The organism is Allobosea sp. CCNWLY174, from assembly GCF_037120455.1.
Classification (GTDB): Bacteria; Pseudomonadota; Alphaproteobacteria; order Rhizobiales; family Beijerinckiaceae; genus Allobosea; species Allobosea lupini.
In genome coordinates this window covers 121,085-145,680 of sequence record NZ_JBBBBQ010000005.1, presented here as the reverse complement: position 1 = coordinate 145,680, position 24,596 = coordinate 121,085, and the positions used below count along the sequence as shown (strand labels likewise).

Genomic DNA, 24,596 nt, shown 5'->3' with positions numbered 1-24,596 from the left:
CCGTCGATGGCCTCTTGGGAAACGCTTCTCGCTTTCGCGACGGTGACGCTGCTGATCGCCTATTTTCCGGGTCCGGCGCTGCTCTATACGGCGGCGCAGACCATCGCCCATGGCCGCAAGGCCGGGCTGATGGCGATGCTCGGCATCCATCTCGGCTGCTATGTCCATGTCGTCGCCGCAGCCTTCGGCCTGTCGGCGGTGTTCAAGCACGTGCCTGAGCTCTATCTCGCAGTGAAGATCGTCGGCGCGCTCTATCTGGTCTGGCTCGGCATCGGCATGATCCGCTCCAGGCTCGGCGGCGAGGTGCAGGCGGTCGCGCCGGCCAAGACGGTCCGGCGCGCGCTGATCGATTCCTTCATCGTCGAGGTGCTGAACCCGAAGGTCGCGCTGTTCTTCATCGCGCTCCTGCCGCAGTTCGTCGATCCCACGGCGGCGCTGCCGGTCTGGGCGCAGTTCCTGATCCTCGGCACGATCGTCAATTTCGCCTTCTCGTCGGCCGACCTCGTCACCGTTCTGGCCGCCAGCCTGGTGATGAGGACGATGAAGGCGAGCCGCGCCGGCTTCGCCTTCGGGCGCTGGCTCGGCGGCTCGCTGATGATCGGGCTCGGCCTCAAGCTCGCCACCGACAGGGGTTGACGCCGTGGATATCCAGCTCCTCTCCACGCTCAACAGCGAGCGCGCCGCCCGCCGCGCGACGGTCCTCATCACCGATCTCGGCTCGGGCGAGCAGCGGCTGGTCAAGGAGGCCGATGTCGCCGGCGATGAGATGGCGGAGGCGCTCGACAAGCAGTTGCGCAGCGGCAAGAGCGGTACTGTCGAGGTCGACGGCAAAGCCTATTTCCTGACCGTGCAGGCGCCGCCGCCGCGCATCATCGTCACAGGCGCCGTCCACATCTCGCAGGCGCTGGCACCGATGGCCAAGCTGCTCGATCTCGACGTCACCGTCATCGATCCGCGCACCGCTTTCGCCACGCAGGAGCGTTTTCCGGACGTGACGCTGCTGGCGGAGTGGCCGGATGAAGCGCTGCAGAGCGTGCCGTTCGACGGCTATACCGCCTTCGTCGCGCTGACGCATGACCCCAAGATCGACGATCCCGCCTTGCAGGCGGCGCTGCGCTCGAGCTGCTTCTATATCGGCGCGCTCGGCAGCCGGAAGACGCATGGCAAGCGGCTGGAGCGGCTCGCCGCGGCCGGCTTCGGCGAGGCCGATGTGAAACGCATCCATGCGCCGATCGGGCTCGATATCGGCGCGGTCTCGCCGGCCGAGATCGCGCTCGCGATCCTCGGCGAGATCGTGCAGGCCCTGCGTGGCCCGCGCCGCAAGCCGGTTTGAATGTAGCGACTTGGCTGTTCCCCGGGTTCATTCGCGAGTCGTCCCGCACGGAGCGCAGCGGAGATCCGGGACCATTCCGGAAGCTCTTTCGGAAAGGCTCCGGAATGGATCCCGCGTCTCCCTGCGGTCGCCCGGGACGACCTGAGAGGGCGGGCGGAGGACGGACTTTGAGGATGATAGTGCGATGAAGTTCGGTCCCATCCCTATCGCCGAGGCCGCCGGCGCGGTCGCGGCCCATACGGTGCGCGCCGGCGAGGCGATCGTGCGCAAGGGCGCGACGATCGGCGAGGAGGATGTGCGCAAGCTCGCCGCCGCCGGCCTGACCGAGGTCGTCGCGGTGCAGCTCGAAACCGGCGACATCGACGAGAACGCGGCCGCAGAACAACTGGCGCGGGCGCTGGCCGGCCGGGCGGTGGTGACCGAGGCGCCGTTCACCGGCCGGGTCAACCTGTTCGCAGCTGCGCCGGGCGTGCTGCAGATCGATGCGGGCGTGATCGATGCGCTCAACGCCGTCGATGAGGCGATCACGGTCGCGACCCTGCCGGCGCTGAAGCCGGTGGTCGCCGGCGAGATGGTCGGCACGGTCAAGATCATCCCCTATGCCGTGCCGGAGAAGCGGATCGCCGAGGCGCTCGAACGGCTCGGCGCTGCCAAGCCGATCGCGATCGCCGAATACAAACTGACATCGGTCGCGGTGATCTCGACGCTGCTGCCGGGCCTCAAGACCAGTGTGGTCGACAAGACGCTGCGGACCATCGCCGAGCGGCTGGAGCCGGCCAGCGCCACGATCGAGCGCGACGCCCGCGTCCCGCATGAAAGCCCGCCGCTGGCGCAGGCGATCCGCGAGGCGGTGGCCGGGCCGGCCGATCTCGTCGTCGTCTTCGGCGCTTCCGCTATCACCGACCGGCGCGACGTCGTGCCGAAGGCGCTGGTCGAAGCGGGCGGCACGGTCGAGCATCTCGGCATGCCGGTCGATCCCGGCAACCTGCTGATGCTGGGCGAACTCGACGGCAAGCCGGTGATCGGCGCGCCGGGTTGTGCCCGCTCGCCCAAGGAGAACGGCTTCGACTGGGTGCTGCAGCGCTGCCTCGCCAAGGTGCCGGTAACGCGCGCCGAGATCCAGAAGATGGGCGTCGGTGGGCTCTTGATGGAGATCGTCTCGCGGCCGCAGCCGCGTGCGCCCGGCCGGGGCGAGGTGGCTCCGATCGCGGGTATCGTGCTGGCGGCCGGGCGCTCGACCCGGATGGGCGCCGGCAACAAGCTGCTGCAGGAGGTGCGTGGCAAGCCGCTGGTGCGCCATGCCGTCGAGGCCCAGCTCGCCTCGCGCGCCGCGCCGGTCATCGTTGTCACCGGTCATCAGCAGGACGAGGTCCGTGCCGCACTCGCCGGGCTCGACGTCGCCCTCGTGCACAACCCCGCCTTCGCCGACGGACTCGCCGGCTCGCTCAAGGCCGGGCTTGCGGCGCTGCCGAAGGACGTGCCCGGCGTCGTCGTCTCGCTCGGCGACATGCCGAACGTCACCGCCGGGGTGATCGACCGGCTGGCCCAGGCCTTCGCCGACCGTGCCGATGCGCTCGCCGTGGCGCCTACGCTGCTCGGCCAGCGCGGCAACCCGGTGCTGTTGGCGCGCAAGCTCTTCCCGGAGGTCGCCAAGCTCGATGGCGATCAGGGTGCACGCCGCCTGCTCGATGCCGCCGGCGACGCGGTCGAGGAGATCGCGCTCGACGATCCCGCCATCGCGCTCGACATCGATACGCCCGAAGCGCTGCAGGCGCTGACGGGGCAGGGGCCGCGCTGAGGGCTCACCGCTTCCAGAGCAGCCCGAGCGTGATATAGGCGCCGGCCTTGTCGTCGCGCGTCTTCTGGACGCCACTGGCGAGGCGCCAGTCGAGGCCGAAGAGCTGCAGGCCAGTGAGATGCAGCCCGAGCCGGAGCTTGTGATAGTCGCGCTCGCGGTAGCCCTCTATCTCGGGGCCGAAATAGAGCTCATCCATCAGCCGCCAGCCCCCGGCCAGGCGCGCCCAATAGCGGCTGCGATCGCCGGGGATCGCATAGGCATTGGCCTGCACGAGCCAGTTCTCGGCGAGTTTCGACCAGAGGTCGGCCTGCAGGCGCAACATGCCGCGTTGCTCGAAGCTGCGCTCGCCGCGGTTCTCGCTGTAGCGGGCCTCGATCTCGGGACCGGCCGAGAACGACAGGAAGGTATCGTCGATCCGCCATTCATAGCCGAGCAGGGCGCTGAACTCGGTCTTGTAGAGGCGACCCTGCGTCGGCTTGCGCTGGGCCGGCTCGACGCTTTCGCCCCATTTCAGGCCGAGGCGGAAGCCGCTGGCATCGAGCCCGCCGCTATTGCCAAACGCCCATTTCAGCCCGACGGAGCCGTAGGTCTTGCTGGCGTCGGCTTCGAGCGAGCCGAAGATCGCCAGCGAGAGCGGGCTGCGCTCCATCAGCGCCGGATCGGCTTTCAGGGGCGATGAGGCGAGCGCAGCCGCCGCGCCGATGGCGCGGGCGAGCACGCCCGAACGCTTCGCGACCCCCAACGGCACGCCCACGCCCCTTCCGTCGCATACTCAGACGGCGCCAGTACACGTCATGAGTGTGGCAGTTGGCAGAATTCCTGCAAGTGTTTGTTAACCATCGCGGCGCAGCCTGATGGCGGCCGGCTCATCGTCTTCCTGGGTCAAGGAGGGTATAGGTCATGGTTTCGCAGGATTTCCTTCGCCAGTTGGCGGGTTACGGGCTGACGACCGCCAAGATTCTCTACCGGATGCCCGACCACCCCGACTTCCTCCAGACCTATGTCTGGCAGGACTACGACCTCGCCCCGCGTTTTCCAGAACTGCACCGGTTCCTCGATTTCTGGCGGCGCGAGCTCGACGGGCCGCTGCATTCGATCACGGTGGCGCATTCGCAGCTCATCCGCCCGGCCGAGATCGTCAATGTGAACGGCGTACTGACCTTGCACTGACGGGCATGCAGCCGGTGGGGTTGTTGGCCTGGCGCGGGGCATGCTAGGCCGCAGGCCCTGCTCATCGCCTGGCGAGCCTGCTTGTCCTCCCCTTTGCGCACTTCCGGATTGCTGATCGCGCTGACCCATCTGCCGGGTCCGCGCGTGGCCATCCGCGACATCGTCGCGGCGCTGCGCGACCGGGCCTATGCGCTGCTCGTCGTGCTGCTCGGCCTGCCGAACTGCCTGCCGATGCCGCCGCCGATCCCGCTGGTCTGCGGCCTGGTGCTCGCCTTCGTCGCCGCGCAGATGCTGATGGCGCGGGCGACGCCCTGGTTGCCGCAACGGCTGCTGAACCGCAGCATCGCCCAGACGGACCTCGCGCGCGCCGTCGGACGCGCCTTGCCGCCGCTGATCCGGCTCGAGCGCTTCTCGAAGCCGCGGCTGACCATGCTCGGCGGCCCTTTCGCGCTGCCGGTCCTCGGCGCGGTGCTGCTGCTCCTGGCGCTTGGGCTGATCGTGGCCGCGCCCTTCATCGGCCAGATCCCGCTCGGGCTCGCGGTCTGCCTGGTCGGGCTCGGCCTGGTCGAGCGTGACGGCGTGCTGATCATTGCCGGGGCCGTGGTCGGCGCGGTCGGCCTCGCTTTGTCGGCGGGCTTCGCCTATGCGCTGGTGAGCTGGCTGGCGAGCTTCTTCTAGGTCTCTCGCTCAGGCTGCGAGCGCCTGCTCGAACGGCCGGTCGAGTGTCAGCAGGCGGTCGATCTCCTCGGGCGGCACGCCCTTGGAGAACAGGAAGCCCTGCAATTCGTGGCAGCCGATCGCCTGCAGGAAACGGTGCTGCTCGGCCGTCTCGACGCCCTCGGCGCAGACCCGCAGGCCGAGCGCCCGGCCGAGATGCACGACCGAATGGACGAGGATCGCCGATTCGCCGGTCGCCTCCATGTATTCGAGGAAGGAGCGGTCGATCTTGATCTTGTCGAAGGCGAAGCGGCGCAGATAGATCAGGCTCGAATAGCCGGTGCCGAAATCGTCGAGCGCCAGGCTGACGCCATGGGCACGCAGGTCCATCATCGCGGCTTCGGCAGCATCGGCATCCTCGACCACGACGCCCTCGGTCAGCTCCAGCTCGAGCCGCTCGGGGTCGAAGCCGGTTTCCTCGAGGACGCGGATTACGCTCGCGACGAAGTCCTTGTGGCGGAACTGAATCGGCGAGACGTTGACGGCCAGCTTGATGCCGGGCCATTGCCGGGCCTGCTCGCAGGCGCGGCGCAGCACCCATTCGCTGAGCGGCACGATCAGGCCGCGCTCTTCGGCGATGCCGATGAACTCGGACGGCGGGATCATCCCGTGCTCGGGATGCGGCCAGCGCACCAGCGCCTCGACACCGACGATGCTGGAGCCGTCGATCGAGACCTGTGGCTGGTAGTGCAGCAGCAGCTGGTCGCGGGCGATGGCGTTGCGCAGATCCTCTTCGACCATGCGCTTGAGATGCAGCGCCCGGTTCATCTGCGGCTCGAAGAAGGAGTAGCGGTTCCGGCCTTCGTTCTTGGCCTGATAGAGCGCGGTGTCGGCAAGGCGCAGCAGCGTGCTGCGGTCGGCGCCGTCGCGCGGTGCATGGGCGATGCCGATCGAGCAGCCGATGCTGACGGCGACGCCGCCGATCTCGAAAGGCTCGGTCAGCGCGTCGAGGATGCGCTGGCCGAGCACGGCACTGGCGTTCGGCGCCTCCATATGGGTCTGGATGATGCCGAACTCGTCGCCGCCGAGGCGGGCGACCGTGTCGCCCAGCCGCAGGACGGTGGTCAGGCGCTTGGCGGCCTGACGGATCAGCTCGTCGCCGGCATTGTGGCCGTAGGTGTCGTTCACGGCCTTGAAGCGATCGAGGTCGAGCAGCAGTACGGCGAGCCCGCTCTTGGTCCGACCTAGCTGGGCGATCTCCTGGTCGAGCCGGAGGTCGAAGGTGCGGCGGTTGGGCAGGCCGGAGAGTTCGTCCTGGCCGGCGAGGCGATGGATCTGGCTCTCGCGTGCGGCGATCTGCTGGGCGGCGCTCCGCAGGCGATGGAAGACATAGGCGAACAGAGCGACGAACAGGAGGACGACCGCGCCGAGTGCCCAGGCGAACTGGTGGATCATCGCATCGCCCGGCCGCTCCGGCGTCCAGCTCAGCCAGGCGTTGACGGAGCCGTCGGGCGAGGCGATGTCGCGCCGTCCCAGCGGATTGACGGGGCGTTCGGTCACGACTGCCAGCTGGGGGAGGCGATAGCGCAGGCCGATCTCGTTGAGCTGGGCCTGCGTCACCTTGCGATAGCCGACGATGAAGGCTGCCGCCTCGGGAAACTGGGGACGGCCGGTCTGCTCGCCCTTGCGTAGGTCGGCGGTCATGACGCCGACGGTGTCGGCGCCGTTCTGGATCAGCCTGGCCGTGACCGGACCTTCGCCGATGCCATGTGGTTCCGTCTGAGCCGTGCCGCCAGGCAGGTCCGGCCTGATCCGGACCAGGGCGTCGTAGTCGGCCTGGGTTGCGGTTTCGCCATGTTGGACGCCGGCGAGGATGCGGCCGGAGGCGGTCACCAGATAGGTGCCGTCGAAATCGAGGAAGCGATTGCTGACCTGGGCGAAGGCCCATTGCAGTGTGACGCTCGGCAGGAGGCTGTTGAGGATCGGCTGCAGCACGCCCGCGGCCTGCAGATTTTCGAAGCGCAGCTGGCGCAGGCGCACCTGCGTCGCCAGTGCCGTCTCGACACGGTCGCGCTGGCGGGTAGCTTCGAGCTGGTTGGTGTCGTTCACCATGGCCGACATCACGCCGAGTACCGCCGCCAGAACCAGCGCGAACGCACCGGCCAAGGTCGCCAGCGTGCGTGTCAGCATGCGTGCCGACGATTCGGTGTTCGTCATCTTAACGTTCGTCGGCAAGACTCAGACCTGTAGCGGCACGCTGACAGCGGACCTTGGCAGGGGAATCTTGCTATCCGGTTTCCAGAACCGCCGAGAAATCAGCGAAGCTGCGGATTCTTCAGCCGAAATCGCCGCGCCGAGACTATTCGCCGGTCGGCTCGTAGGGTGGGCGCGGGATCGCCATATGGGCGGCGCGTAGAGCCGCCGACCAGCGCTCGCGCAGATCATGGAAATAGGGCTCGCCGGCCTCGATGCGGCGGTTCAGCTCAGGCGCTGCAGCATCGCGCCTGAGCACGATGATATCGATCGGCAGGCCGACGCCGAGATTGGAGCGCATGGTCGAATCCATCGAGATCAGCCCGACCTTGAGCGCGTCGTAGAGATGCGACCTGAAGGTGACGGCACGGTCGAGGATCGGCTTGCCGTATTTGTGCTCGCCGATCTGCAGGAAGGGCGCGTCCATGCCGCATTCGATGAAGTTTCCGGCCGAATAGACCATAAAGAGCCGCATCGGCTGGCCGACGATCTGGCCGCCGAACAGCAGCGACATGTCGTATTTGAGACCGGCCTCGCGCAGCGCCTCGCCATCGGTCTCGCGCACGATGCGCACGGCGCGGCCGACGAGCTGTGCGGCGCGGAACATCGAGGGCGCGTTCTGCAGCGTCTCGGCCTCGCCCGTCTCCGGATTGGGAATGCCTTCATGGAGCAGGCTGACGATCGACTGCGTGAGCGAGAGGTTGCCGGCGGTGGCGAGCGCCATCGTCCGCTCGCCCGGCCAGGAGAAGACGTGCAGCTTGCGGAAGGTCGAGATGTCGTCGAGCCCGGCATTGGTGCGGGTGTCGGCGATCATCACGAGCCCGTCCTGGACGAGGATACCGGCGCAATAGGTCACGATGATCTCCGCAGCGCGCCGACATGGCACGCGAGAGGCTGGGTATCAGGCCGTCATGACAGCGGCAATGCGGTGGTGCCGCTACTGCCCCTGGAAACGGGGCTTGGCTGCCTGGGCGCTGACCTCGATCAGGAGGCTCTCGCCCTGACCGCCCGTACGGGCGCCGCGGACCGGGGCGGCGTCGGCGAAGTCGAGCCCGGCGGCGACGCGAACATGGGTGTCGATCGGGCAGAGTCCATTGGCGGCATCGAAACCGATCCAGCCGTAATCCGGCAGCCAGGCCTCGGCCCAGGCATGGGCGCCGTCGGCGTGAGGCAGGGTGTCGGAGGCCGCAACATAGCCGGAGACATAACGCGCCGGTGCGCCGAGCAGGCGGGCGCAGGTCATGAAGACATGTGCGACGTCCTGCGGGATGCCTTCGCCGGCCTCGACGCAGGCGGCGGCGCCGATGCCGAGATGGTCGGCGGTCGGCACGCAACGGATCTCGGTGTTGATCGTCTCCATCAGGGCGTGCAGCTTGGTGAGGTCGCTGCCGTCGCGACTGGCAGCCTTGTCGGCGAGTGCACGCAAAGCCTCGCTGCCTTGCGTCAGGTGGGTGTCGCGCATGAACACGTCCGGCGGCACCTTCTCGGTCACGCCGCGGACCACCCCGGCAAGGTCGACGGTCTCGACCAGGCCGTTGATCTCGATCGTGTAGTCGTCGATCGATCCTTCGGCCGAGAAGTCGTGGGTGATGTTACCGAACGGGTCCTGTCCGGCATGCAGGCGCCCATCGATATTGGGCGCTATGCGCCATGACATGACATGCTGACCGTCATGGTCGCGCGGGGTCAGCCGCAGAACCTGCCTGAGCTGGCGCACCGGCTCGGCATAGGAATACGCGATGCTGTGGGAGATCCGGATCCGCATGCGGTGAGGAATCCAAATTCGAGCGCGGAAGGGAAGCTCTAAGAGCCTCTAACAGAATCTGAGCAGGTCTGGACGTCGGCAATTCGTCCGATCCGCCAGGATCGGCGTGAAGCCGATACCGTTGGTATCGGCAAGCGACGCGACGCCGCGGGCGGGCGAATTCCCGGCGCCGGAGGTGGGCCTTGGAGGGCCGCCTGCGGCGTCGGACCGACTTGCCGATATCGAAGGATATCGGCTGCGCGTTCCTCCTGGCATTCGGCTCCTCCAAGACCCATCCAGACCTGCTCAGATTCTGTTAGAGACTCTTATTGCAGGTATTGTTCGACAATGACGTTTCCGAGGCGGTTGTTCTCGGTGATGAAGTCCTCGATGAACTCGTGCAGCCCGCGCTGGAACACTGCTTCGATCGGCGTGTTGGCGAGATTGGTCAGGGTCTTGCGCGCCTGGCGCTGGGCCGGACCGTGCCGGTTGTAGGCGTCGCCGATCTGGTCGAGGAAGCGCGAGATGTTCTCATAGCAGCTCGCCAGCGAGCGCGGCATGCGCCGGTTGAGGATCAGGAGGTCGGCGATCAGCACGGGTTTTACCGCCTGGCGATAAACCCAGTGATAGGCTGTGAGCGCCGAGACCTCGCGCAGCATCGTCGTCCACTGGAAATAATCCAGCGATCCGCCGACCTGCTCGGTCTCCGGCAGCAGCACATGGTATTTCACGTCGAGGATGCGGGCAGTGTTGTCGGCGCGCTCGACATTGACGCCGAGTCGCGAGAACCAGTAGCCGTCGTCGCGCAGCATGGTGCGGTAAGCCGAGCCGTCGAAGGTCAGCGAAACATTCTTCACCCAGTCGAGGAAGCGGGCGAACTCCTCGCGGTCCATGCGCTTGCGCTCGAAGCGCTGCAGTTCGAGCCAGGCGCCGTTGAGCGCGTCCCACATCTCCGAGGTCAGCGCGGTGCGGACCGCGCGGGCGTTGGAGCGGGCGAGGGCGAAGCAGTTGCGGATCGAGGTGGGATTGTCCGGATTGAAGCTGAGGAAATCGCAGACATTGCGCTCGTTCGCCTCGCCATAGGCCTTGGCGAAGGTATCCTCGCAGCCGGCTGTGGCGACGGCGCTCTGCCATTCGGTGCCGGCGCCGCCATAGGCGGAGGGGAGGTTCGTCAGGCGGGTCGTGGCGTCGAGGATGCGGGCGAGGTATTCGGCCCGTTCGACATAGCGCGAGACCCAGTAGAGGCTGTCGGCGGTACGGGAAAGCATGATCAGGTCCGGTCTCTTGGCGTGATGTAGTTCGCGCGAGCGCCTTGCGTCGGGGTCAGGTTGGATCGAGGTCGCTCCCGTTCGCTCATGCATCGAGAACCCAGGTGTCCTTTGTGCCGCCGCCCTGGCTGGAATTGACCACGAGCGAGCCCTCCTTGAGCGCGACGCGGGTCAGCCCGCCCGGGACGCAGGAAATGCCGTTGGCTCCCGACAGCACATAGGGTCGCAGATCGACATGGCGCGGCGCAACGCCCGAGGCGACGAAGGTCGGGCAGGTCGAGAGCGCCAGCGTCGGCTGGGCTATGAAGCCCTCGGGCTGCGCCTTCAGCTTCTTGCGGAAGGTCTCGATCTGCTGCTTGCTGGCATGCGGGCCGACCAGCATGCCGTAGCCGCCGGAGCCGTTGACCTCCTTGACGACCAGCTTGTCGAGATTGTCGAGCACATAGGCGTTGGCCTCGCGCTCACGGCAGCGGTAGGTCGGCACGTTCTTCAGGATCGGCTCCTCGCCGGTGAAGAACTTCACGATCTCCGGCATGTAGCTGTAGACGGCCTTGTCGTCGGCGACGCCGGTGCCGACCGCGTTGGCGAGCGTGACGTTGCCGGCCTTGTAGGCGCCGATGATGCCGGGCACGCCGAGCACCGAGTCGCTGCGGAAGACAAGCGGATCGATGAAGTCGTCGTCGATGCGGCGGTAGATTACGTCGACGCGCTTCGGCCCCTGCGTCGTGCGCATATAGACGACGTCGTCCTTGACCAGCAGGTCCGAGCCCTCGACCAGCTCGACGCCGAGCTTGTCGGCCAGGAAGGAGTGCTCGTAGAAGGCCGAATTGTACTGGCCGGGGGTCAGGAGGCAGATCGTCGGATCGGAGGAGGCCGAGTGCGGGGCGACCGAGCGCAAGGTCGCCAGCAGCTGGTCGGGGTAATTGTCGACCGGCGCGACGCGGTGGGTGGCGAACAGCTCCGGGAAGAGCCGCAGCATCACCTCGCGGTTCTCCATCATGTAGGAGACGCCCGACGGCGTGCGGGCATTGTCCTCGAGCACATAGAAGGTGTCGTCGTCGACGCGGACGATGTCGATGCCGGCGATGTGGCAGTAGATGCCGTGCGGCACCTGGAAATCGACCATCTGCAGCTGGTAGCAGGCGTTGCGGTAGACCAGCTCCGGTGGGATGATCCCTGCCTTCAGGCACTCCTTCTTCCCGTAGACATCGGCCAGGAACATGTTGAGCGCGGTGACGCGCTGGCGCAGGCCCTTTTCCAGCTTTGTCCATTCCGGCTTGGTCAGCACGCGCGGGATGATGTCGAAGGGGATCAGGCGCTCGGTCGATTCCTCGTCGCCGTAGACGGCGAAGGTTATGCCGATCCGGCGGAAGAACAGCTCGGCCTGTGAGCGGCGCAGCGCCAGCATCTCGGGTGGCGCCTCCTTCAGCCAGCGATCGAGCTCGCCATAGGCCGCCCGCAGGCCGCCTTCTCCCCCGGTCATCTCGTCGAATGCGACCATGCAGCCGTCTTCCCCTGTTTCGGCTAGCCTATGCGTATTCGCTCGCGTTCGGAAAGGGGTTCTTTGCCAAGCACTTTGGCTAGACTTGCCTCTTTCTTGGGCAGAGATCAGCTCGCCGCAGCAGCGGCCGGCGCGCCGATGGTCGCCGCGATCAGGGTCGCCAGCGTCGCCGCGGCCCGTGCTTCGGTGACATGGCCGCGTAGCAGCTCGATCGAGATCGCTTCGCCCGCGCCGAGGATGCCGACGCAGCGCAGCTGCAACTCGTCAGCGGGAAGGTGGCCTGCACACCGGGCAAAAGCGCCCTGCCAGATCCCGACATAGCGGGCGGTGAGCTCGCGCTGCACCGCCTCCATCGTCTCGCTGCCTCTCAATGCGGCCGAGAGCGCGTACCATTCGGTGCCGACCTCGCGGGCGCAGCTCATATAGGCCGCGGCGATCGTCGCGGCCACGGCACCGAGCTCGTCTGCGGTCGCCTTCAGCGTCTCCACCAGAATGGCGGTCTGCCGATCGTCGATGCGCCGGAAGAGTTCGGCCATCAGCGCCTCGCGCGTGCCGAAATGATCGTAAGCGACAGGCTTGGTGACGCCCGCGCGTTCGGCCACCCGTGCCAGCGTCAGCGCATCGGTGCCCTCTTCGCGCACCATCTCCTGGGCGCAATCGAGCAGCTGCTCGCGGCGTTCCTGCTTCGGCAGCTTGCGGCTTGAGGCGACGGCGAAGGGCTCTGGCATGGCGATTCAAGAATCCCGGCGAAGGCGCGCTTGACAAGAGGGAAATTGCATTCCTACTTATAGTAAGTTACTCATAGTAATAAAGCTGGCGCTTCGGCGTTGGCTCCGTGACGGAGGCCTCCTGTGCCCAATATCCAAAATCCAGTCCTCATCATCGGCGGTTCCGGCGTCGTCGGCGCGCAGACCGCTGCGGCGATCCGCCGTCTGCATCCCGGCCTGCCAGTCACGATCGCCGGCCGCGACCTCGGCAAGGCGCGGGCCGTCGCCGGGCAGCTCGGCGTCGAGGCGCTTGCCGCCGATCTCTCCAAGCCCGATCTCGGCCTGCCGGAGAGCGGCCGCTTCAGCGCCATCATCGTCTTCGTCAAGGACGACTGGAGCAATGCGCTGCGTTTCGCCCAGCGCCAGGGCATCCCGCATCTCAGCGTCTCAAGCGGCGCCTTCGAGATCGGCATCGAGGCCGCCGGCTTCATCCATCAGCCGCAGGCGGCGCCGGTCGTGCTCGCCAGCCAGTGGCTGGCTGGCGCGGCGCTGTTTCCGGCGCTGGAGTACGCCAAGGCGTTCCGTTCGATCAATCGGATCCACGTCGGCGTGCTGCTCGACGAGCATGATATGGGCGGGCAGGCGGCGCTGGCCGATTACGAACGCATCACGCAGTCGGGCTCGGCGACGTTGACGCTGAAGGCTGGCCGATTCGCCTGGATCGCGGGCGAGGAGGCCGAGGCGCGCTATCGCAGCGTCGACGGCGTCGAGCTGCCGGCCACGGCCTATGGTCCGCTCGATGTACTCAGCCTCGCCACCGCGACCGACGCCAAGGATATCCGCTTCGATCTGGCCTTCGACGTTTCGGCCAGCCGCCGGGCCGGCGGGCCGTTCTCGACCGAGAGCGTGATCACGATCGAGGGCGTGCTGTACTCCGGCGAGCGCGGCGCCCGGACCTATGAGGTCGTGCATCCGCAGGGCCAGGCGCCGCTGACGGCGCTCGGCGTCGCGCTCGCAACCGAACGCGCGCTCGGGCTAGCCGGCGGCGAGGCGTTGAAGCCCGGCCTCTACTTCCCCGACAGCATCATCGAGCCTGCCTATTACCTCGCCCGGATGAAGGAATTCGGCGCGGTCTTCACGGAGCGCAACGCCAATGGCTGAAGTCGTTTTCGGCCCCGTCCTCATCCTGGGCGGCTATGGCAGCGTCGGCTCACGCACGGCCCGCGCCCTGCGTCAGCTTCATCCTGAAATGCCGCTGGTGATTGCCGGGCGCGACACAGCGAAGGCGGAAGCGCTGGCAGCAGAGCTTGGTCACGCAGTCAGCGCTCCGCTCGATCTCGAACGCGACGATCTCGGCCTGCCGGCTGATCTCAAGCCGGCGGTCGTGCTGACGGCGGTGCGCGATCTGTCGCTGCGCACGCAGAACTGGGCCGCCGCGCAGGGCGCGGCCTATATCGCGCTCTCGGACGGCGTCTTCGAGATCGGCCCTGCGATCGCCGGCTTCATCCGCCAGCCCGGCGCTGCGCCGGTCGTCCTGCTCGGACACAGCATGGGCTCGGTGCCAGCCCTCGCGGCACTGCACGCCGCATCCGATTTCGAGCGCATCGAGGCGATCGAGGTCGGCCTCGTCTTCGATCCGGCCGATCCGCTGGGGCTGGCCTCGCAGGAGGACATGGAGCGGATCGGCGCGATCGGCCCGGCGCCTCTCGTCAGATCGCAAGGGCTGTGGCGCTGGATCGGCGCGCCGCAAACTGAGCGCAGCTTTACCGGTATCGACGGCCGCACGCATGACGGCGCGACGGTCGGCCTGGTCGACGTCTTCAGCCTGTCGGCCAGCGCGGCCAAGAGCGTTCGCGTCGATTTTGCCGAGGGGCAGACGGCGAGCACCTTGCGTGGCGAGAAGCCCTCGCATGAGGTGATCATCGAGATCGCGGGGCAGCGCAAGGATGGTCGCGAGGGCCGCTTCCGCTGGGAGCTGGTCGACCTGGACGGCTATGCCGCGCTCAGCGCCAAGGGCATAGCCGTGGTGATCGAGGGCTTGTTCGGATTGGCCGGCAAGCCGCGGCCGGCCTCGGGGCTGCATCTGCCGGAGACGCTTGTCGAAACCGGCCATCTGATGCGGCGGCTGGCCGGGTTCAGCATCGTCATGCGGGAGACGTGACCGGCCACGTCAAACCCGGCGTGCTGCGCCTGGGGCAGCCTCAGATCAGCCCCAGGCCCTTGAAGCTGGCATGGCCGTCGCGGCCGACGATGATGTGGTCGTGGATGGCGATGCCGAGCGGCTTGGCGATATCGACCAATTCGCGAGTCATGCGCATGTCGGCGCCGGACGGGGTCGGGTCGCCGGAGGGGTGGTTATGCACCAGGATCAACGCGGTCGCCGAGAGCTCCAGCGCCCGGCGCATCACCTCGCGCGGATAGACCGGGGTGTGGTCGACCGTGCCGGTCTGCTGCACCTCGTCGGCGATCAGTGCGTTCTTCTTGTCGAGGAAGAGAATGCGGAACTGCTCGCGCTCGGCAAAGGCCATGGCGAGGCGGCAATAATCGATCACCGAGGACCAAGAGGACAGAACCGGCTTCTTGGCGACCTGGCCCTTCATCGTGCGCTTCAGCGCTGCCTCGACGATCTTGAGGTCGAGCGCGACGCTTTCGGTGACGCCCTTGACCTCCGTGAGCCGCGAGATCGGCGCGCCGATCACCTCCGCGAAGGAGCCGAAATGCTGGATCAATTGCTTGGCGAGCGGCTTGACGTCGCGCCGCAGGATCGAGCGGAAGAGCAGCAGCTCTAGCAGTTCGTAGTCGGGCAGGGCGCCGTCGCCGGCGTCGAGGAAGCGCTGGCGCAGGCGGTCGCGATGGCCGAGATGATGCGGCGGGGCTTCGGCCGGGGCGGCGGCAAGCGGGGCTGATTTACCGTTGCCCCTGGTCTTCATGGGCGCGGCGCGAGCGGGTTGTCGAGGCCGGCGGGCGAGAGCGTGAAGATCTCGCAACCCGTATCGGTCACGCCGACCGTATGCTCGAACTGGGCCGAGAGCGAACGATCGCGCGTCACCGCCGTCCAGCCATCGGAGAGCACCTTCACGCTCGCCTTGCCGAGATTGATCATCGGCTCGATGGTGAAGAGCATGCCGGGCTTGAGCTCGACGCCTTCGCCGGGGCTGCCATAGTGCAGGATGTTCGGCGCGTCGTGGAAGACCTGGCCGAGGCCATGCCCGCAGAAGTCGCGCACGACCGAGCAGCGCTCGCCCTCGGCATAGCGCTGGATGGCGAAGCCGATATCGCCGGTGGTCGCCCCCGGGCGCGTGGCGCGGATACCGCGCAACAGGCTCTCATAGGTGATTTCGACCAACCGCTCGGCCTTGCGCGGGATATCGCCGACCGCAAACATCCGGCTGGAATCGCCATGCCAGCCATCGACGATGAGGGTGTAGTCGATGTTGATGATGTCGCCCTCGCGCATCGGCTTGTCGTCGGGGATGCCGTGACAGACGACGTGGTTGATCGAGGTGCAGATCGACTTGGTGTAGCCGCGATAGAACAGTGTCGCCGGGTAGGCGCCGTTGTCCATGGCGAACTGGAAGGCGAGGTCGTCGAGGCGCTGCGTGGTGACACCCGGCTTGACCTCGCCGGCGAGCATGTCAAGGCCGCGCGCGGTCAGCTGCCCGGCCTTGCGCATTGCCGCGAAGGCTTCGGGTCCATGCAGCTTGATGGCGGGATCGCGCCGCCCGCGCGAGATCGATTCGTTCAGGGTCATTCCGGAAGGCCGCTCCTTGGTTTCCTTATTTATTGGGTTTGGGGTGCGGTGCAAGGCGGATGCGCCGCCGGGATCGCCGACGAAGCCGCTGGCGCCATCCGCGCTTGGGGTGTATCAGCCCGCCGATGGCACTCAATGAGATCAGGTCGGTCGAGGACCAGCCTTTCGGCACTTTCGCGCCGCAGGGGCTCATCGCCCGCATCATCGGCTGGACGCGCTGCGCCTCCGGCTCCTTCCTCGGACGCAAGGTCGCCTTCGCGCTGCGCCGCCTCGGGCTGAACCGGCTCAAGGGCCAGCCTGTCGACATCGAGGCGCTCGGTGCGCAGATGCGGCTCTATCCCGAGGGCAATGTCTGCGAGAAGCGTGTGCTGTTCACGCCGCAGTATTTCGATGCGCAGGAGCGCGAGCTCCTGGCCGCGCGCATCCGCGACGGCTTCAGCTTCATCGATGTCGGTGCCAATATCGGCGCCTACTCGCTGTTCGTCGCGGCGCGGGCGGGGCGGAGCGCGCGCATCCTCGCGGTCGAGCCGCAGCCCGACATCTTCGCGCGGCTGACCTACAACATCGCCCAGAACCCGTTCGGCACGGTCAAGGCGATCGCCTGCGCGCTCGCCGACAAGCCGGGCGAGCTGACGCTCTTCCTCGACCCCGCCAACAAGGGCGAATCGAGCGTGCGCATCCTGCGTTCCAGCAATGCGAACTCGGTCCGCGTGCCGGCGACGACCCTGCTCGCTCTGGTGCAGAGCGAGGGCTATGAGCGGATCGATGCGATCAAGCTCGATGTCGAGGGCGCCGAGGACCTGATCCTCGAACCCTTCCTGCGGGATGCGCCCGAGGCGCTCTGGCCCGGCTTCGTCATCGTCGAGGATTCGCGCGGCCGCTGGCAGGCGGACCTGCCGGCCCTGCTGGAAAGCAAGGGCTACAGGCTGATCGCCCAGACCCGGCTCAACCTAGTCTACGAGCGCACGACCTCGTGAGGCGCTGCGCCGCGCGCGCATGGCCGCTCCGACTGGCGCGGTGCTTGAGCACTTGTGCGCAAGCGGCTTAGCTCGCTGGCGTATCGGGGCACGCATGCGGCGAAATCAAACAGCAAGGAAAAGCCCATGACGGCAGAGCCATCGCCCGCCTTCCAGCCGGTGATCACCGCCGCGATCCTTGTGATCGGCGACGAGATCCTGTCCGGACGGACCAAGGACAAGAACATCGGCTACATCGCCGAGTACCTGACCAATATCGGAATCGAGCTGCGCGAGGTCAGGGTCGTGCCCGACCTGACCGACGAGATCGTCTCGGCGCTCAACGCGCTGCGCTCGCGCTACACCTATGTCTTCACCACCGGCGGCATCGGCCCGACCCATGACGATATTACGGCGGATGCGGTCGCGGCCGCCTTCGGCGTGCCGATCGATTACGACCAGCGCGCGATCGACATGCTGCTGGAGCGCTTCCCCAAGGATCAGCTCAACGAGGCCAGGATGCGGATGACGCGCATTCCGGCCGGCGCCGACCTGATCGCCAATTCGGTGTCGAAGGCCCCGGGCTTCAAGATCGGCAACGTCCATGTCATGGCCGGCGTGCCGGCGATCATGCAGGCCATGCTCGACGTCGTCGGACCGACATTGAAGACCGGTGCCAAGATACTGTCGGAGACGGTGCAGGCTGGCCTGCGCGAGGGCGATATCGGCACGCCGCTCGCCGAGATCGCCAAAGCCCATCCCGACTGCTCGATAGGCTCCTACCCGTTCTGGTCGGAAACCGGGCCGGACACCAATATCGTCGTCCGCTCGCGCGATCCGGAGAAGCTGGCGCTGGCAACGGCAGCCGTGAAGGCGATGGTCGAGGCAGAGCGGTCGCGGCTGCGCCGTTAGAGACGTCGCGTGCTGGGCGGAACCATAATTCCCGCGCGCGTTGCGATGCGGCGGGAGTGACGTTGTCGTTCTGACCAAAAGCACTCTGGCTCAGGTCAATTCAACCCAGGCGAGCGAACTTCTCGATGGTTGTGTCGTATAAAAATACACTTTTTACGAGCATGACGTATTGCTCATAAACGATCGAGTGCCGCGCTACTAGTCCAGCCGGTCAGTATTCCCGGCAGCCACCGCCGCGCGTCCTGGATATCGAGGCTTGATCTTCCATACAAGCTGCATGTTACTGTCTCATTTGCATACACACGAAAGCTCTTGCCTTGGGAGCCAGCACAGGCGCAAGCGTTTTCGTCAGGCTCCAGCGCTGCCGTATCAAGCATTCGCGCTGTCATTATCAGTCCGTAAACGAATTAATTGCATTCTTGACCTGTTCAAATGGGGGCAAGAGGCATGCGGCTCAATCCTTTCAGGAGCGGCGCCTCGCGCCGCGACCTCGCGGCGGAAATGGCGGCGCTGAACCGCTCGACGGCGGTGATCAGCTTCGCGCTTGATGGCACGATCCTCGACGCCAACGAGAACTTCCTCAAGGCGATGGGCTATACGCTCGATCAGGTACGCGGGCGCCATCACAGCATCTTCGTAACCAAGGAAGAAGCCGCAAGCGCCGAATACAAGGATTTCTGGGCGCGGCTGGCGCGCGGCGAATACGAGGCGCGGCAGTTCCTGCGCGTCGGCGCCGATGGCCGCGAGCTCTGGATCGAAGCGAGCTACAACCCTGTCCTCAACTCCAGCGGCAAGCCGGTCAAGGTCGTCAAGTTCGCGACCGTCATCACCGACCAGAAGAACCGGGAAGCCGACATGGGCGGGCAGGTCTCGGCGATCCGCAAGGCGATGGCAGTGATCGAGTTCACGCTCGACGGCCATATCCTCGACGCCAACGAGAACTTCCTTGCCGTCACCGGCTATTCGCTCGACGAGATCAAGGGCAAGCATCATTCCATGTTCTGCGACGCGGCCTATCGCAGCTCGGCGGAATACCGCGCCTTCTGGGAGAAGCTCGGCCGCGGCGAGTATGATTCCGGCCAGTACCAGCGCTTCGGCAAGGGCGGCCGCGAAGTCTGGATCCAGGCGAGCTACAACCCGATCATGGACGCCAAGGGGCGGCCGCTGAAAGTGGTGAAATACGCCACCGACATCACCGAGCAGAAGGCGGCGCGCCAGCTCGCCAAGGCGGTGGGCGAGGCGCAGAGCGTGATCGGCCGGGCCAAGGACAAGGACCTGACCCCGCGCATCGACATGGCCGGCAAGGAGGGCGAGGTCGCCGTCCTCTGCGGCGGCATCAACGAGCTGATCGAGACGATGGCGCAGATGATCAGCGCCGTCGGCGCGATCTCGGGCAAGGTCGGCGCCGCGGCCGACAAGATGGCGAGCGAGAGCGTCGAGCTCGCCGAACGCGCCGAATCCCAGGCCGCAAGCCTGCAGGAAACCGCAGCGACGACCGAGGAGCTCGCCGCCTCGATCAAGACCAGCGCCGGCAATTCGCGCCAGGCGGCGGCGCTCGGTGACGAGGCGAAGACCGTCGCCTCGCGCGGCGGGGCGATCGTCACCGATGCGGTGGCGGCGATGGGCCGGATCGAGCAGGCCTCGGCCTCGATCGCCGACATCATCTCGATGATCGACGAGATCTCGTTCCAGACCAACCTGCTCGCACTCAATGCCGCGGTCGAGGCGGCGCGGGCCGGCGATGCCGGGCGGGGCTTCGCGGTCGTCGCCTCGGAGGTCAGGGCGCTCGCCGGCCGCTCCAGCGAGTCCGCCAACGGCATCAAGTCGCTGATCGCCAATTCCAGCGAGCAGGTCCGCTCCGGCGTCCAGCTGGTCAAGGATGCCGGCCGCACGCTCGACGAGATCGTCGATGCGGCCAACCGGGTCGCCGGCACCATCGCCGAGATCTCGAGCGCGGCGACCGAGCAGGCCAATGGCGTCGAGGAAATGGCGAAGACCGTCGCTCATATGGACGAGATCACCCAGCGCAACTCGCTGATGGCCGACGCCAGCTCGAAGCTGTCGCGCGACCTCCAGGGCGAGACGCAGGCGCTGGCGGCGCTGGTCGGCGCCTTCCGGCTCGGCGGCAGCGACCAGCCGGCGCGACTGGCCGCGGATCTGCGCGCGGTCCTGCCGGCGATGAAGGCTGCAGCCGCGCCGGGCAAACCCGTGCCGTTCCCGCGTGCCAGGGTGGCCAATGGCGGCCGGGGCGACGACGGCTGGGCCGAGTTCTAGGCGATTTTGGAACTGCGCGGCGGGGATTATCGCTGCACGGCTCTTGCCAGCGCCGGCCGAATGCGCTTTGCGGAAAGCCTCTTTTTCAGACTGCCGCAGGACCCGCCGCCATGGCCGATGCTTCCGCCAACAAGGCCTTTCCCGTTTCCTGGGACCAGTTCCACCGCGACGCCCGCGCACTCGCCTGGCGCCTGTCCGATGCCGGCCCGTTCGAGGCGATGGTCTGCATCACCCGCGGCGGCCTGGTGCCGGCGGCGATCATCTGCCGCGAGCTCGGCCTGCGCCTGATCGAGACGGTCTGCATCGCGAGCTATCACGACTACAAGAACCAGTCGGAGCTCAAGGTGATGAAGGAGATCGCCCCCTCGATCCGCGCCATCGGCGACGGCAAGGGCAAGGGCGTGCTCGTCGTCGACGACCTGACCGACACCGGCAAGACGGCCCGCGTCGTGCGCGAGATGCTGCCGAACGCGCATTTCGCCACGGTCTACGCCAAGCCGGCCGGCGTGCCGGTTGTCGACACCTTCGTCACCGAGGTCAGCCAGGACACCTGGATCTACTTCCCCTGGGACATGGGCCTGGCCTATGTCGAGCCGATCGCCAAGGACCACAAGGGCTGAGGCTCAGGCGCTGCTCGGCGCCTTCAGCGCCACCACTATGCCGGTGACGGCCAGCGCCATGCCGGCGATCTCCAGCGTCGAGGCCTGCTCGCCGAGCATGATCGCGCCCGACAGCGCCGTCACCACCGGCACGAGCGGCAGGAACAGCGCGGCGCGGGCGGCGCCGAGGATCGTGACCGCTTCCGTGTAGAGGAAGAGCGCGACGGCGCCGACCAGAACGCCCTGATAGAGCGCCTGCAGCGCGATCGCCGATAGCGGCACCGAGAGAAGGTTGACCGGCTGGACCAGCGCCAGCAGCGGCAGGAGCGGCACCGAGAGCAGGCAGGTCGCCATGGTGACCTCGACCGCGTCCGCCCCCCAGCGCCGGGCGAGCAGGCCGAACACCGACCAGAGCACCGCAATCAGCACGAAGAGCAGGTCGCCGATCCAGGCGCCCTCGCGGGTCGGCGTGTTCGCCATCGCCTCGAAGGAGAAGACCACGATCCCGGCGACGATGATGGCGAGCCCGATCACCCTGAGCGGGCTGATCCGGTCGCCGAGCACGAAGACGGCGAGAAGCGCGGTGGCGACCGGGATCAGCCCGGGCGAGATCACCGAGGAGTGCAGCGCCGGGGCGAAATGCGCGCCGCCGACCAGGATCAGGCTGTAGCTCGGGCCGACGATGGCGGTGAGGATCAGCGCCCGCTTCCAGCCGAGCTTGCCGACCGGGAAGGGTTTCAGTCGCGCGATGGCGAAGGGCAGCAGCACCAGCGCGGCGGCGAGGAAGCGCAGGATCGTGACGTCGCCGGCCGAGAGCCCGTCGACCACCGATTGCCGTGAGACGACCGACTGCACGCCCCAGATCACGGCCGAGAGGATGCCGAAGGCAAAGCCGATGGCGAGGCGGGGGGAGGCGGGATTGGACACTGTTCAAGGCCTTGCGGGAGCAGGGCGGCTTATGGGCTCAAGCGGGAGGTTGCGGCAAGGGTGGGCGCGGCGGGAGGCTCTACGCCGGACGCATGGGGAGGAATGGGATGAAGGGCGCGGGGAACCCTTCTCCCCTCGGGGGGAGAAGGTGGCAGCGCGAAGCGCTGACGGATGAGGGAAGGATGGCTCACCCGGTCGAACCGCCCTCATCCCCTGCCGGACCTTCTCCCCCGAGGGGAGAAGGGAGCCGCCTACTCCACCGCCGCGACCAGCCGCTCCAGGAAGCCGTCGATCGCGGCCTTGTCGATCCAGCGCAGCACGGCGACGAGCTCGTGCTCGGGGTCGATCCAGATCAGGTTGTTGCCCGCTCCTTGCGCGCTGAAGGCGCTCGCCGGCAGCTTGGGATTGGCGGCCGGGCCGTGGTTCAGCCACCAGAGGAAGCCGTAATTCGGCAGGGTCGGCGAGGGCACGACCGACTGCGCCAGCCAGGACGAGGGAATCAGCTCTCGCCCCTCCCAGACGCCGTTCTGCGCGATCAACTGGCCGAAGCGGGCATGGTCGCGGGCGCTGATGAAGAGGCCGCCGCCCCAATGGCCGCCGCCGGGGACCGACTGCATGCGCTCTCCGTCGATCTCGACCCACGAGGTCTCGTAGCCCTCCCAGCGCCAGCCTTGCGAGGCGCCGACCTTGTCCATGATGCGCTCGCGCAGCACGTCGGGAAGCGGCTTGCGGAAGCGGCGCAGCAGCGCATAGCCGAGCGCATTCACCCGGACGTCGTTGTATTCGTAGAGGCTGCCGGGCTCGCGCAGCTCGCGGCGCTGGCCTTTTCGGCTGTTGTCGGCGCCGATGCCGATCTGCCTGAAATGGTCGACCTGGTCGGATTTGCCGAAGATCTCGCCCTGCCATTCGCTGTTCATGTTGAGCAGATGGCGCCAGTTGATCTTCGCATTGTGCGGGCTGGAGAAATGCTGGCCGTCGACGCTTTTCCCCACCGGCTCGTCGATATCGGCGATCAGCCCGTCGGCGACGGCAAGGCCCGCCAGCACCGAGAGATAGCTCTTGGCGATCGAGAAGGTCATGTCGGCGCGCTCGACATCGCCCCACTCGGCGATCGTCTCGCCGCCCTTCAGCACGACGCCGGCCGGCCCGCCGCGCGGCTCGACCGGCCCGACGATCTCGGTCCAAGGCCCCTTCTCGTCCCATTCGCGATTCCCGACATAGGCGCCGTCCGGATAGAACATGCTGCGCGGCCAGGGGGAGTCGTGGGCCTGGGCGAAATCGACGGCGGCCTGGAGGCGGGCGGGGGAGAGGGAGCTAGGCAAGGTGAGGACTCTTGGAGATTCGGGATGAGATCGCTCTAACACTGCTTGCGCAGGGTGTCTTTGCCCGGCACGGGGCCATCCAAATTCTTGTCCGGGAAATTACCAGGCAGTTCTAGTCGACCGAAACTAGGAAATTCAACCTTGAGCAGCCCAAGCCCCAAGTGTCTTTTCCGCATATGTAGATGATATAATTATCAGTGCCTTTGTATTTGTTCTTTGGAATGTAGTAATATGTGGTTTCTCCTATCTGACGTATGGTCCCGTTCTGCGGGTGTTTCATCACCACGATCTTGTCCATGCGCCAAGCAAATCCGACGCCGAACGAGTGGCCGCAGCCCTCGTTGTCTGCATTTACGCGCAGATCCACCTTATCATTCGTGTGCAGATACCATTTTGGCCCGCTGACAGTGCATTTTGCTTCCGCTGGGCCTGCATGTGCCACAAGCAGCCAAAACAAGCCCAGATACTTCACTGCCACAGCCTCCTCAAGGAGGTATATTGTCATGTTATTTAGGGAAGAATCAATATTCCATTGCGCTAACGATCGTCGCATGAGGCAGGCTGTGGGATAAATACATGATGGTCACTTTTCGAGTTGGCTTTCGCTCGCCTCCTCCAGCCGCAGCGGGTCGGCGCATGCAACCACCCTCACTCCTCCATCATCGTCTCGACAAACGTCGCCGGGTCCAGGCAGAACTCGCGGATCAGGCGGAAATGCTGGGTCTCCTCGATCGTCACCGGATCGAGCCCGTATTTGGTCAGGCCGAGCAGGCGGGCGCCGGGATAGGCCATCAGGATCGGGGCGTGCGTCGCCATGATCACCTGGCACTGGCAGAGCCGGTCCATCCGGCGCAGCAGCTTGAGGAACTCGATCTGGCGGGCCGGCGACAGCGCCGATTCCGGCTCGTCGAAGATGAAGATGCCGCGGCGCTGGCAGCGCTCCTCGAAGAAGCGGAGAAAACCCTCGCCATGCGAATGGGAGAGGAAATCGGGGCCGCGCTGGCCAGCATCGAGCGCGGCCTTGTCGAGATAGCGCGCCACCGAGAAGAAGCTTTCGGCCCGAAAGAACCAGCCATCGGTGACTTTCGGCAGCCAGCTCGCCCTGAGCGAGCGGGCGAGCGCGCCGCCCATGGCCTCGACGGCCTGGGCATGATCGACCGGGCGATAGCCCTTGCCGCCGCCGGAGTCGTCATAGCCGGCGAGCACGGCGATGCCTTCGAGCAGCGTCGATTTCCCGGTGCCGTTCTCGCCGACGATGATGGTGATCGGCCTGTCGAAGGACAGCTCGAACGCCTCGCGCAGGAAGGGCAGGCACCAGGGATAGGCGTCGGCGTCCGGCACCGCGTCGCGGTCGAGCCAGATGCGCCGGAGAAAAGGCGCGGGCAGGCGGGTCTGGGTTCGTCGCATCGGGGCTCGCGGGCGGG

24 protein-coding genes are annotated in these 24,596 nt (G+C 66.7%); 11 read left to right on the top strand and 13 right to left on the bottom strand.

Annotated elements, in window-relative coordinates:
• Positions 1-6 precede the first annotated feature (6 nt).
• The 3 genes from V7S63_RS16845 to V7S63_RS16835 all read left to right on the top strand — a co-directional run bounded on the left by V7S63_RS16845 (position 7) and on the right by V7S63_RS16835 (position 3,131).
• Positions 7-636: a LysE family translocator gene (locus tag V7S63_RS16845; RefSeq protein ID WP_100964958.1), complete on the top strand. Its 630-nt coding sequence runs from the start codon at positions 7-9 to the stop codon at positions 634-636.
• Between the two features lie 4 nt (positions 637-640).
• Positions 641-1,333 carry an XdhC family protein gene (locus V7S63_RS16840; protein WP_336531040.1) on the top strand — a complete coding sequence of 231 codons (693 nt, stop codon included), beginning with the start codon at positions 641-643 and terminating at the stop codon, positions 1,331-1,333.
• Between the two features lie 184 nt (positions 1,334-1,517).
• Positions 1,518-3,131 (top strand): molybdopterin-binding/glycosyltransferase family 2 protein, encoded by a 1,614-nt coding sequence (locus V7S63_RS16835; protein WP_336531039.1) that lies wholly within the window; start codon positions 1,518-1,520, stop codon positions 3,129-3,131.
• A gap of 4 nt (positions 3,132-3,135) precedes the next feature.
• On the opposite strand, the gene bcsS is transcribed toward V7S63_RS16835, so the two are convergent.
• Positions 3,136-3,879, bottom strand: coding sequence for a cellulose biosynthesis protein BcsS (gene bcsS / locus V7S63_RS16830; protein ID WP_336531038.1), 744 nt, complete (start codon positions 3,877-3,879; stop codon positions 3,136-3,138).
• A 152-nt stretch (positions 3,880-4,031) separates the two neighbouring features.
• Here bcsS and V7S63_RS16825 point away from each other — a divergent pair, with 152 nt between their 5' ends.
• Both V7S63_RS16825 and V7S63_RS16820 read left to right on the top strand, forming a co-directional pair.
• Positions 4,032-4,301, top strand: a complete 270-nt coding sequence (locus V7S63_RS16825) for an usg protein (RefSeq protein WP_091841123.1) — start codon at positions 4,032-4,034, stop codon at positions 4,299-4,301.
• 81 nt (positions 4,302-4,382) lie between these two features.
• A complete protein-coding gene (locus tag V7S63_RS16820; RefSeq protein WP_336531037.1) occupies positions 4,383-4,979 on the top strand; it encodes an exopolysaccharide biosynthesis protein in 597 nt (198 codons plus the stop codon).
• Between the two features lie 9 nt (positions 4,980-4,988).
• Here V7S63_RS16820 and V7S63_RS16815 read toward each other — a convergent pair whose 3' ends face one another.
• The 6 genes from V7S63_RS16815 to V7S63_RS16790 form a co-directional block, all read right to left on the bottom strand.
• The gene (locus V7S63_RS16815) at positions 4,989-7,175 is read right to left on the bottom strand and encodes a putative bifunctional diguanylate cyclase/phosphodiesterase (RefSeq protein WP_336531036.1); all 2,187 of its coding nucleotides are present in this window, start codon (positions 7,173-7,175) and stop codon (positions 4,989-4,991) included.
• A gap of 142 nt (positions 7,176-7,317) precedes the next feature.
• Complete coding sequence (locus V7S63_RS16810) at positions 7,318-8,067, bottom strand: proteasome-type protease (RefSeq protein WP_091841132.1); 750 nt, start codon at positions 8,065-8,067, stop codon at positions 7,318-7,320.
• 81 nt (positions 8,068-8,148) lie between these two features.
• Positions 8,149-8,976 carry a transglutaminase family protein gene (locus V7S63_RS16805; RefSeq protein WP_336531035.1) on the bottom strand — a complete coding sequence of 276 codons (828 nt, stop codon included), beginning with the start codon at positions 8,974-8,976 and terminating at the stop codon, positions 8,149-8,151.
• A 305-nt stretch (positions 8,977-9,281) separates the two neighbouring features.
• Positions 9,282-10,223, bottom strand: a complete 942-nt coding sequence (locus tag V7S63_RS16800; protein ID WP_091841137.1) for an alpha-E domain-containing protein — start codon at positions 10,221-10,223, stop codon at positions 9,282-9,284.
• An 85-nt stretch (positions 10,224-10,308) separates the two neighbouring features.
• A complete protein-coding gene (locus tag V7S63_RS16795) occupies positions 10,309-11,724 on the bottom strand; it encodes a circularly permuted type 2 ATP-grasp protein (RefSeq protein ID WP_336531034.1) in 1,416 nt (471 codons plus the stop codon).
• Between the two features lie 107 nt (positions 11,725-11,831).
• Positions 11,832-12,452, bottom strand: coding sequence for a TetR/AcrR family transcriptional regulator (locus V7S63_RS16790; RefSeq protein ID WP_091841142.1), 621 nt, complete (start codon positions 12,450-12,452; stop codon positions 11,832-11,834).
• A gap of 123 nt (positions 12,453-12,575) precedes the next feature.
• On the opposite strand from V7S63_RS16790, the gene V7S63_RS16785 reads away from it, so the two are divergent.
• A complete protein-coding gene (locus V7S63_RS16785) occupies positions 12,576-13,592 on the top strand; it encodes an NAD(P)-dependent oxidoreductase (protein ID WP_336531033.1) in 1,017 nt (338 codons plus the stop codon).
• Entirely contained in the window at positions 13,585-14,592 is a 1,008-nt protein-coding gene (locus V7S63_RS16780; RefSeq protein WP_336531032.1) for an NAD(P)-dependent oxidoreductase, read from the top strand. Before V7S63_RS16785 ends, V7S63_RS16780 begins: the two co-directional genes overlap by 8 nt.
• Before the next feature lie 40 nt (positions 14,593-14,632).
• Here V7S63_RS16780 and radC read toward each other — a convergent pair whose 3' ends face one another.
• Positions 14,633-15,361: a RadC family protein gene (gene radC, locus V7S63_RS16775; protein WP_336531031.1), complete on the bottom strand. Its 729-nt coding sequence runs from the start codon at positions 15,359-15,361 to the stop codon at positions 14,633-14,635.
• Entirely contained in the window at positions 15,358-16,182 is an 825-nt protein-coding gene (map, locus tag V7S63_RS16770; protein ID WP_336531030.1) for a type I methionyl aminopeptidase, read from the bottom strand. Before map ends, radC begins: the two co-directional genes overlap by 4 nt.
• Before the next feature lie 125 nt (positions 16,183-16,307).
• Here map and V7S63_RS16765 point away from each other — a divergent pair, with 125 nt between their 5' ends.
• From V7S63_RS16765 to gpt, 4 genes are all read left to right on the top strand, one after another.
• Positions 16,308-17,159: an FkbM family methyltransferase gene (locus tag V7S63_RS16765; protein ID WP_336531029.1), complete on the top strand. Its 852-nt coding sequence runs from the start codon at positions 16,308-16,310 to the stop codon at positions 17,157-17,159.
• Between the two features lie 126 nt (positions 17,160-17,285).
• Complete coding sequence (locus V7S63_RS16760) at positions 17,286-18,050, top strand: competence/damage-inducible protein A (RefSeq protein ID WP_100964934.1); 765 nt, start codon at positions 17,286-17,288, stop codon at positions 18,048-18,050.
• 447 nt (positions 18,051-18,497) lie between these two features.
• Complete coding sequence (locus tag V7S63_RS16755; RefSeq protein ID WP_336531028.1) at positions 18,498-20,324, top strand: methyl-accepting chemotaxis protein; 1,827 nt, start codon at positions 18,498-18,500, stop codon at positions 20,322-20,324.
• 110 nt (positions 20,325-20,434) lie between these two features.
• A complete protein-coding gene (gene gpt, locus V7S63_RS16750; protein WP_091841164.1) occupies positions 20,435-20,944 on the top strand; it encodes a xanthine phosphoribosyltransferase in 510 nt (169 codons plus the stop codon).
• 3 nt (positions 20,945-20,947) lie between these two features.
• On the opposite strand, the gene V7S63_RS16745 is transcribed toward gpt, so the two are convergent.
• The 4 genes from V7S63_RS16745 to V7S63_RS16730 all read right to left on the bottom strand — a co-directional run bounded on the left by V7S63_RS16745 (position 20,948) and on the right by V7S63_RS16730 (position 24,579).
• Positions 20,948-21,850 (bottom strand): DMT family transporter, encoded by a 903-nt coding sequence (locus V7S63_RS16745; protein WP_336531027.1) that lies wholly within the window; start codon positions 21,848-21,850, stop codon positions 20,948-20,950.
• A 251-nt stretch (positions 21,851-22,101) separates the two neighbouring features.
• Positions 22,102-23,172 (bottom strand): serine hydrolase domain-containing protein, encoded by a 1,071-nt coding sequence (locus V7S63_RS16740; RefSeq protein ID WP_336531026.1) that lies wholly within the window; start codon positions 23,170-23,172, stop codon positions 22,102-22,104.
• A gap of 112 nt (positions 23,173-23,284) precedes the next feature.
• A complete protein-coding gene (locus tag V7S63_RS16735; protein WP_336531025.1) occupies positions 23,285-23,644 on the bottom strand; it encodes a hypothetical protein in 360 nt (119 codons plus the stop codon).
• 176 nt (positions 23,645-23,820) lie between these two features.
• Positions 23,821-24,579 carry an AAA family ATPase gene (locus V7S63_RS16730; protein WP_336531024.1) on the bottom strand — a complete coding sequence of 253 codons (759 nt, stop codon included), beginning with the start codon at positions 24,577-24,579 and terminating at the stop codon, positions 23,821-23,823.
• Positions 24,580-24,596: the final 17 nt, after the last annotated feature.

Excerpts from the sequence above, each read along its gene's own strand:
- V7S63_RS16795 (WP_336531034.1), bottom strand. The coding sequence starts at position 11,724 with ATGGTCGCATTCGACGAGATGACCGGGGGAGAAGGCGGCCTGCGGGCG.
- gpt (WP_091841164.1), top strand. The coding sequence starts at position 20,435 with ATGGCCGATGCTTCCGCCAACAAGGCCTTTCCCGTTTCCTGGGACCAG.
- V7S63_RS16765 (WP_336531029.1), top strand. The coding sequence starts at position 16,308 with ATGGCACTCAATGAGATCAGGTCGGTCGAGGACCAGCCTTTCGGCACT.
- V7S63_RS16760 (WP_100964934.1), top strand. The coding sequence starts at position 17,286 with ATGACGGCAGAGCCATCGCCCGCCTTCCAGCCGGTGATCACCGCCGCG.
- V7S63_RS16825 (WP_091841123.1), top strand. The coding sequence starts at position 4,032 with ATGGTTTCGCAGGATTTCCTTCGCCAGTTGGCGGGTTACGGGCTGACG.
- V7S63_RS16800 (WP_091841137.1), bottom strand. The coding sequence starts at position 10,223 with ATGCTTTCCCGTACCGCCGACAGCCTCTACTGGGTCTCGCGCTATGTC.
- V7S63_RS16780 (WP_336531032.1), top strand. The coding sequence starts at position 13,585 with ATGGCTGAAGTCGTTTTCGGCCCCGTCCTCATCCTGGGCGGCTATGGC.
- V7S63_RS16845 (WP_100964958.1), top strand. The coding sequence starts at position 7 with ATGGCCTCTTGGGAAACGCTTCTCGCTTTCGCGACGGTGACGCTGCTG.
- V7S63_RS16835 (WP_336531039.1), top strand. The coding sequence starts at position 1,518 with ATGAAGTTCGGTCCCATCCCTATCGCCGAGGCCGCCGGCGCGGTCGCG.
- V7S63_RS16815 (WP_336531036.1), bottom strand. The coding sequence starts at position 7,175 with ATGACGAACACCGAATCGTCGGCACGCATGCTGACACGCACGCTGGCG.
- radC (WP_336531031.1), bottom strand. The coding sequence starts at position 15,361 with ATGAAGACCAGGGGCAACGGTAAATCAGCCCCGCTTGCCGCCGCCCCG.
- V7S63_RS16730 (WP_336531024.1), bottom strand. The coding sequence starts at position 24,579 with ATGCGACGAACCCAGACCCGCCTGCCCGCGCCTTTTCTCCGGCGCATC.
- V7S63_RS16755 (WP_336531028.1), top strand. The coding sequence starts at position 18,498 with ATGCGGCTCAATCCTTTCAGGAGCGGCGCCTCGCGCCGCGACCTCGCG.
- V7S63_RS16790 (WP_091841142.1), bottom strand. The coding sequence starts at position 12,452 with ATGCCAGAGCCCTTCGCCGTCGCCTCAAGCCGCAAGCTGCCGAAGCAG.
- V7S63_RS16805 (WP_336531035.1), bottom strand. The coding sequence starts at position 8,976 with ATGCGGATCCGGATCTCCCACAGCATCGCGTATTCCTATGCCGAGCCG.
- map (WP_336531030.1), bottom strand. The coding sequence starts at position 16,182 with ATGACCCTGAACGAATCGATCTCGCGCGGGCGGCGCGATCCCGCCATC.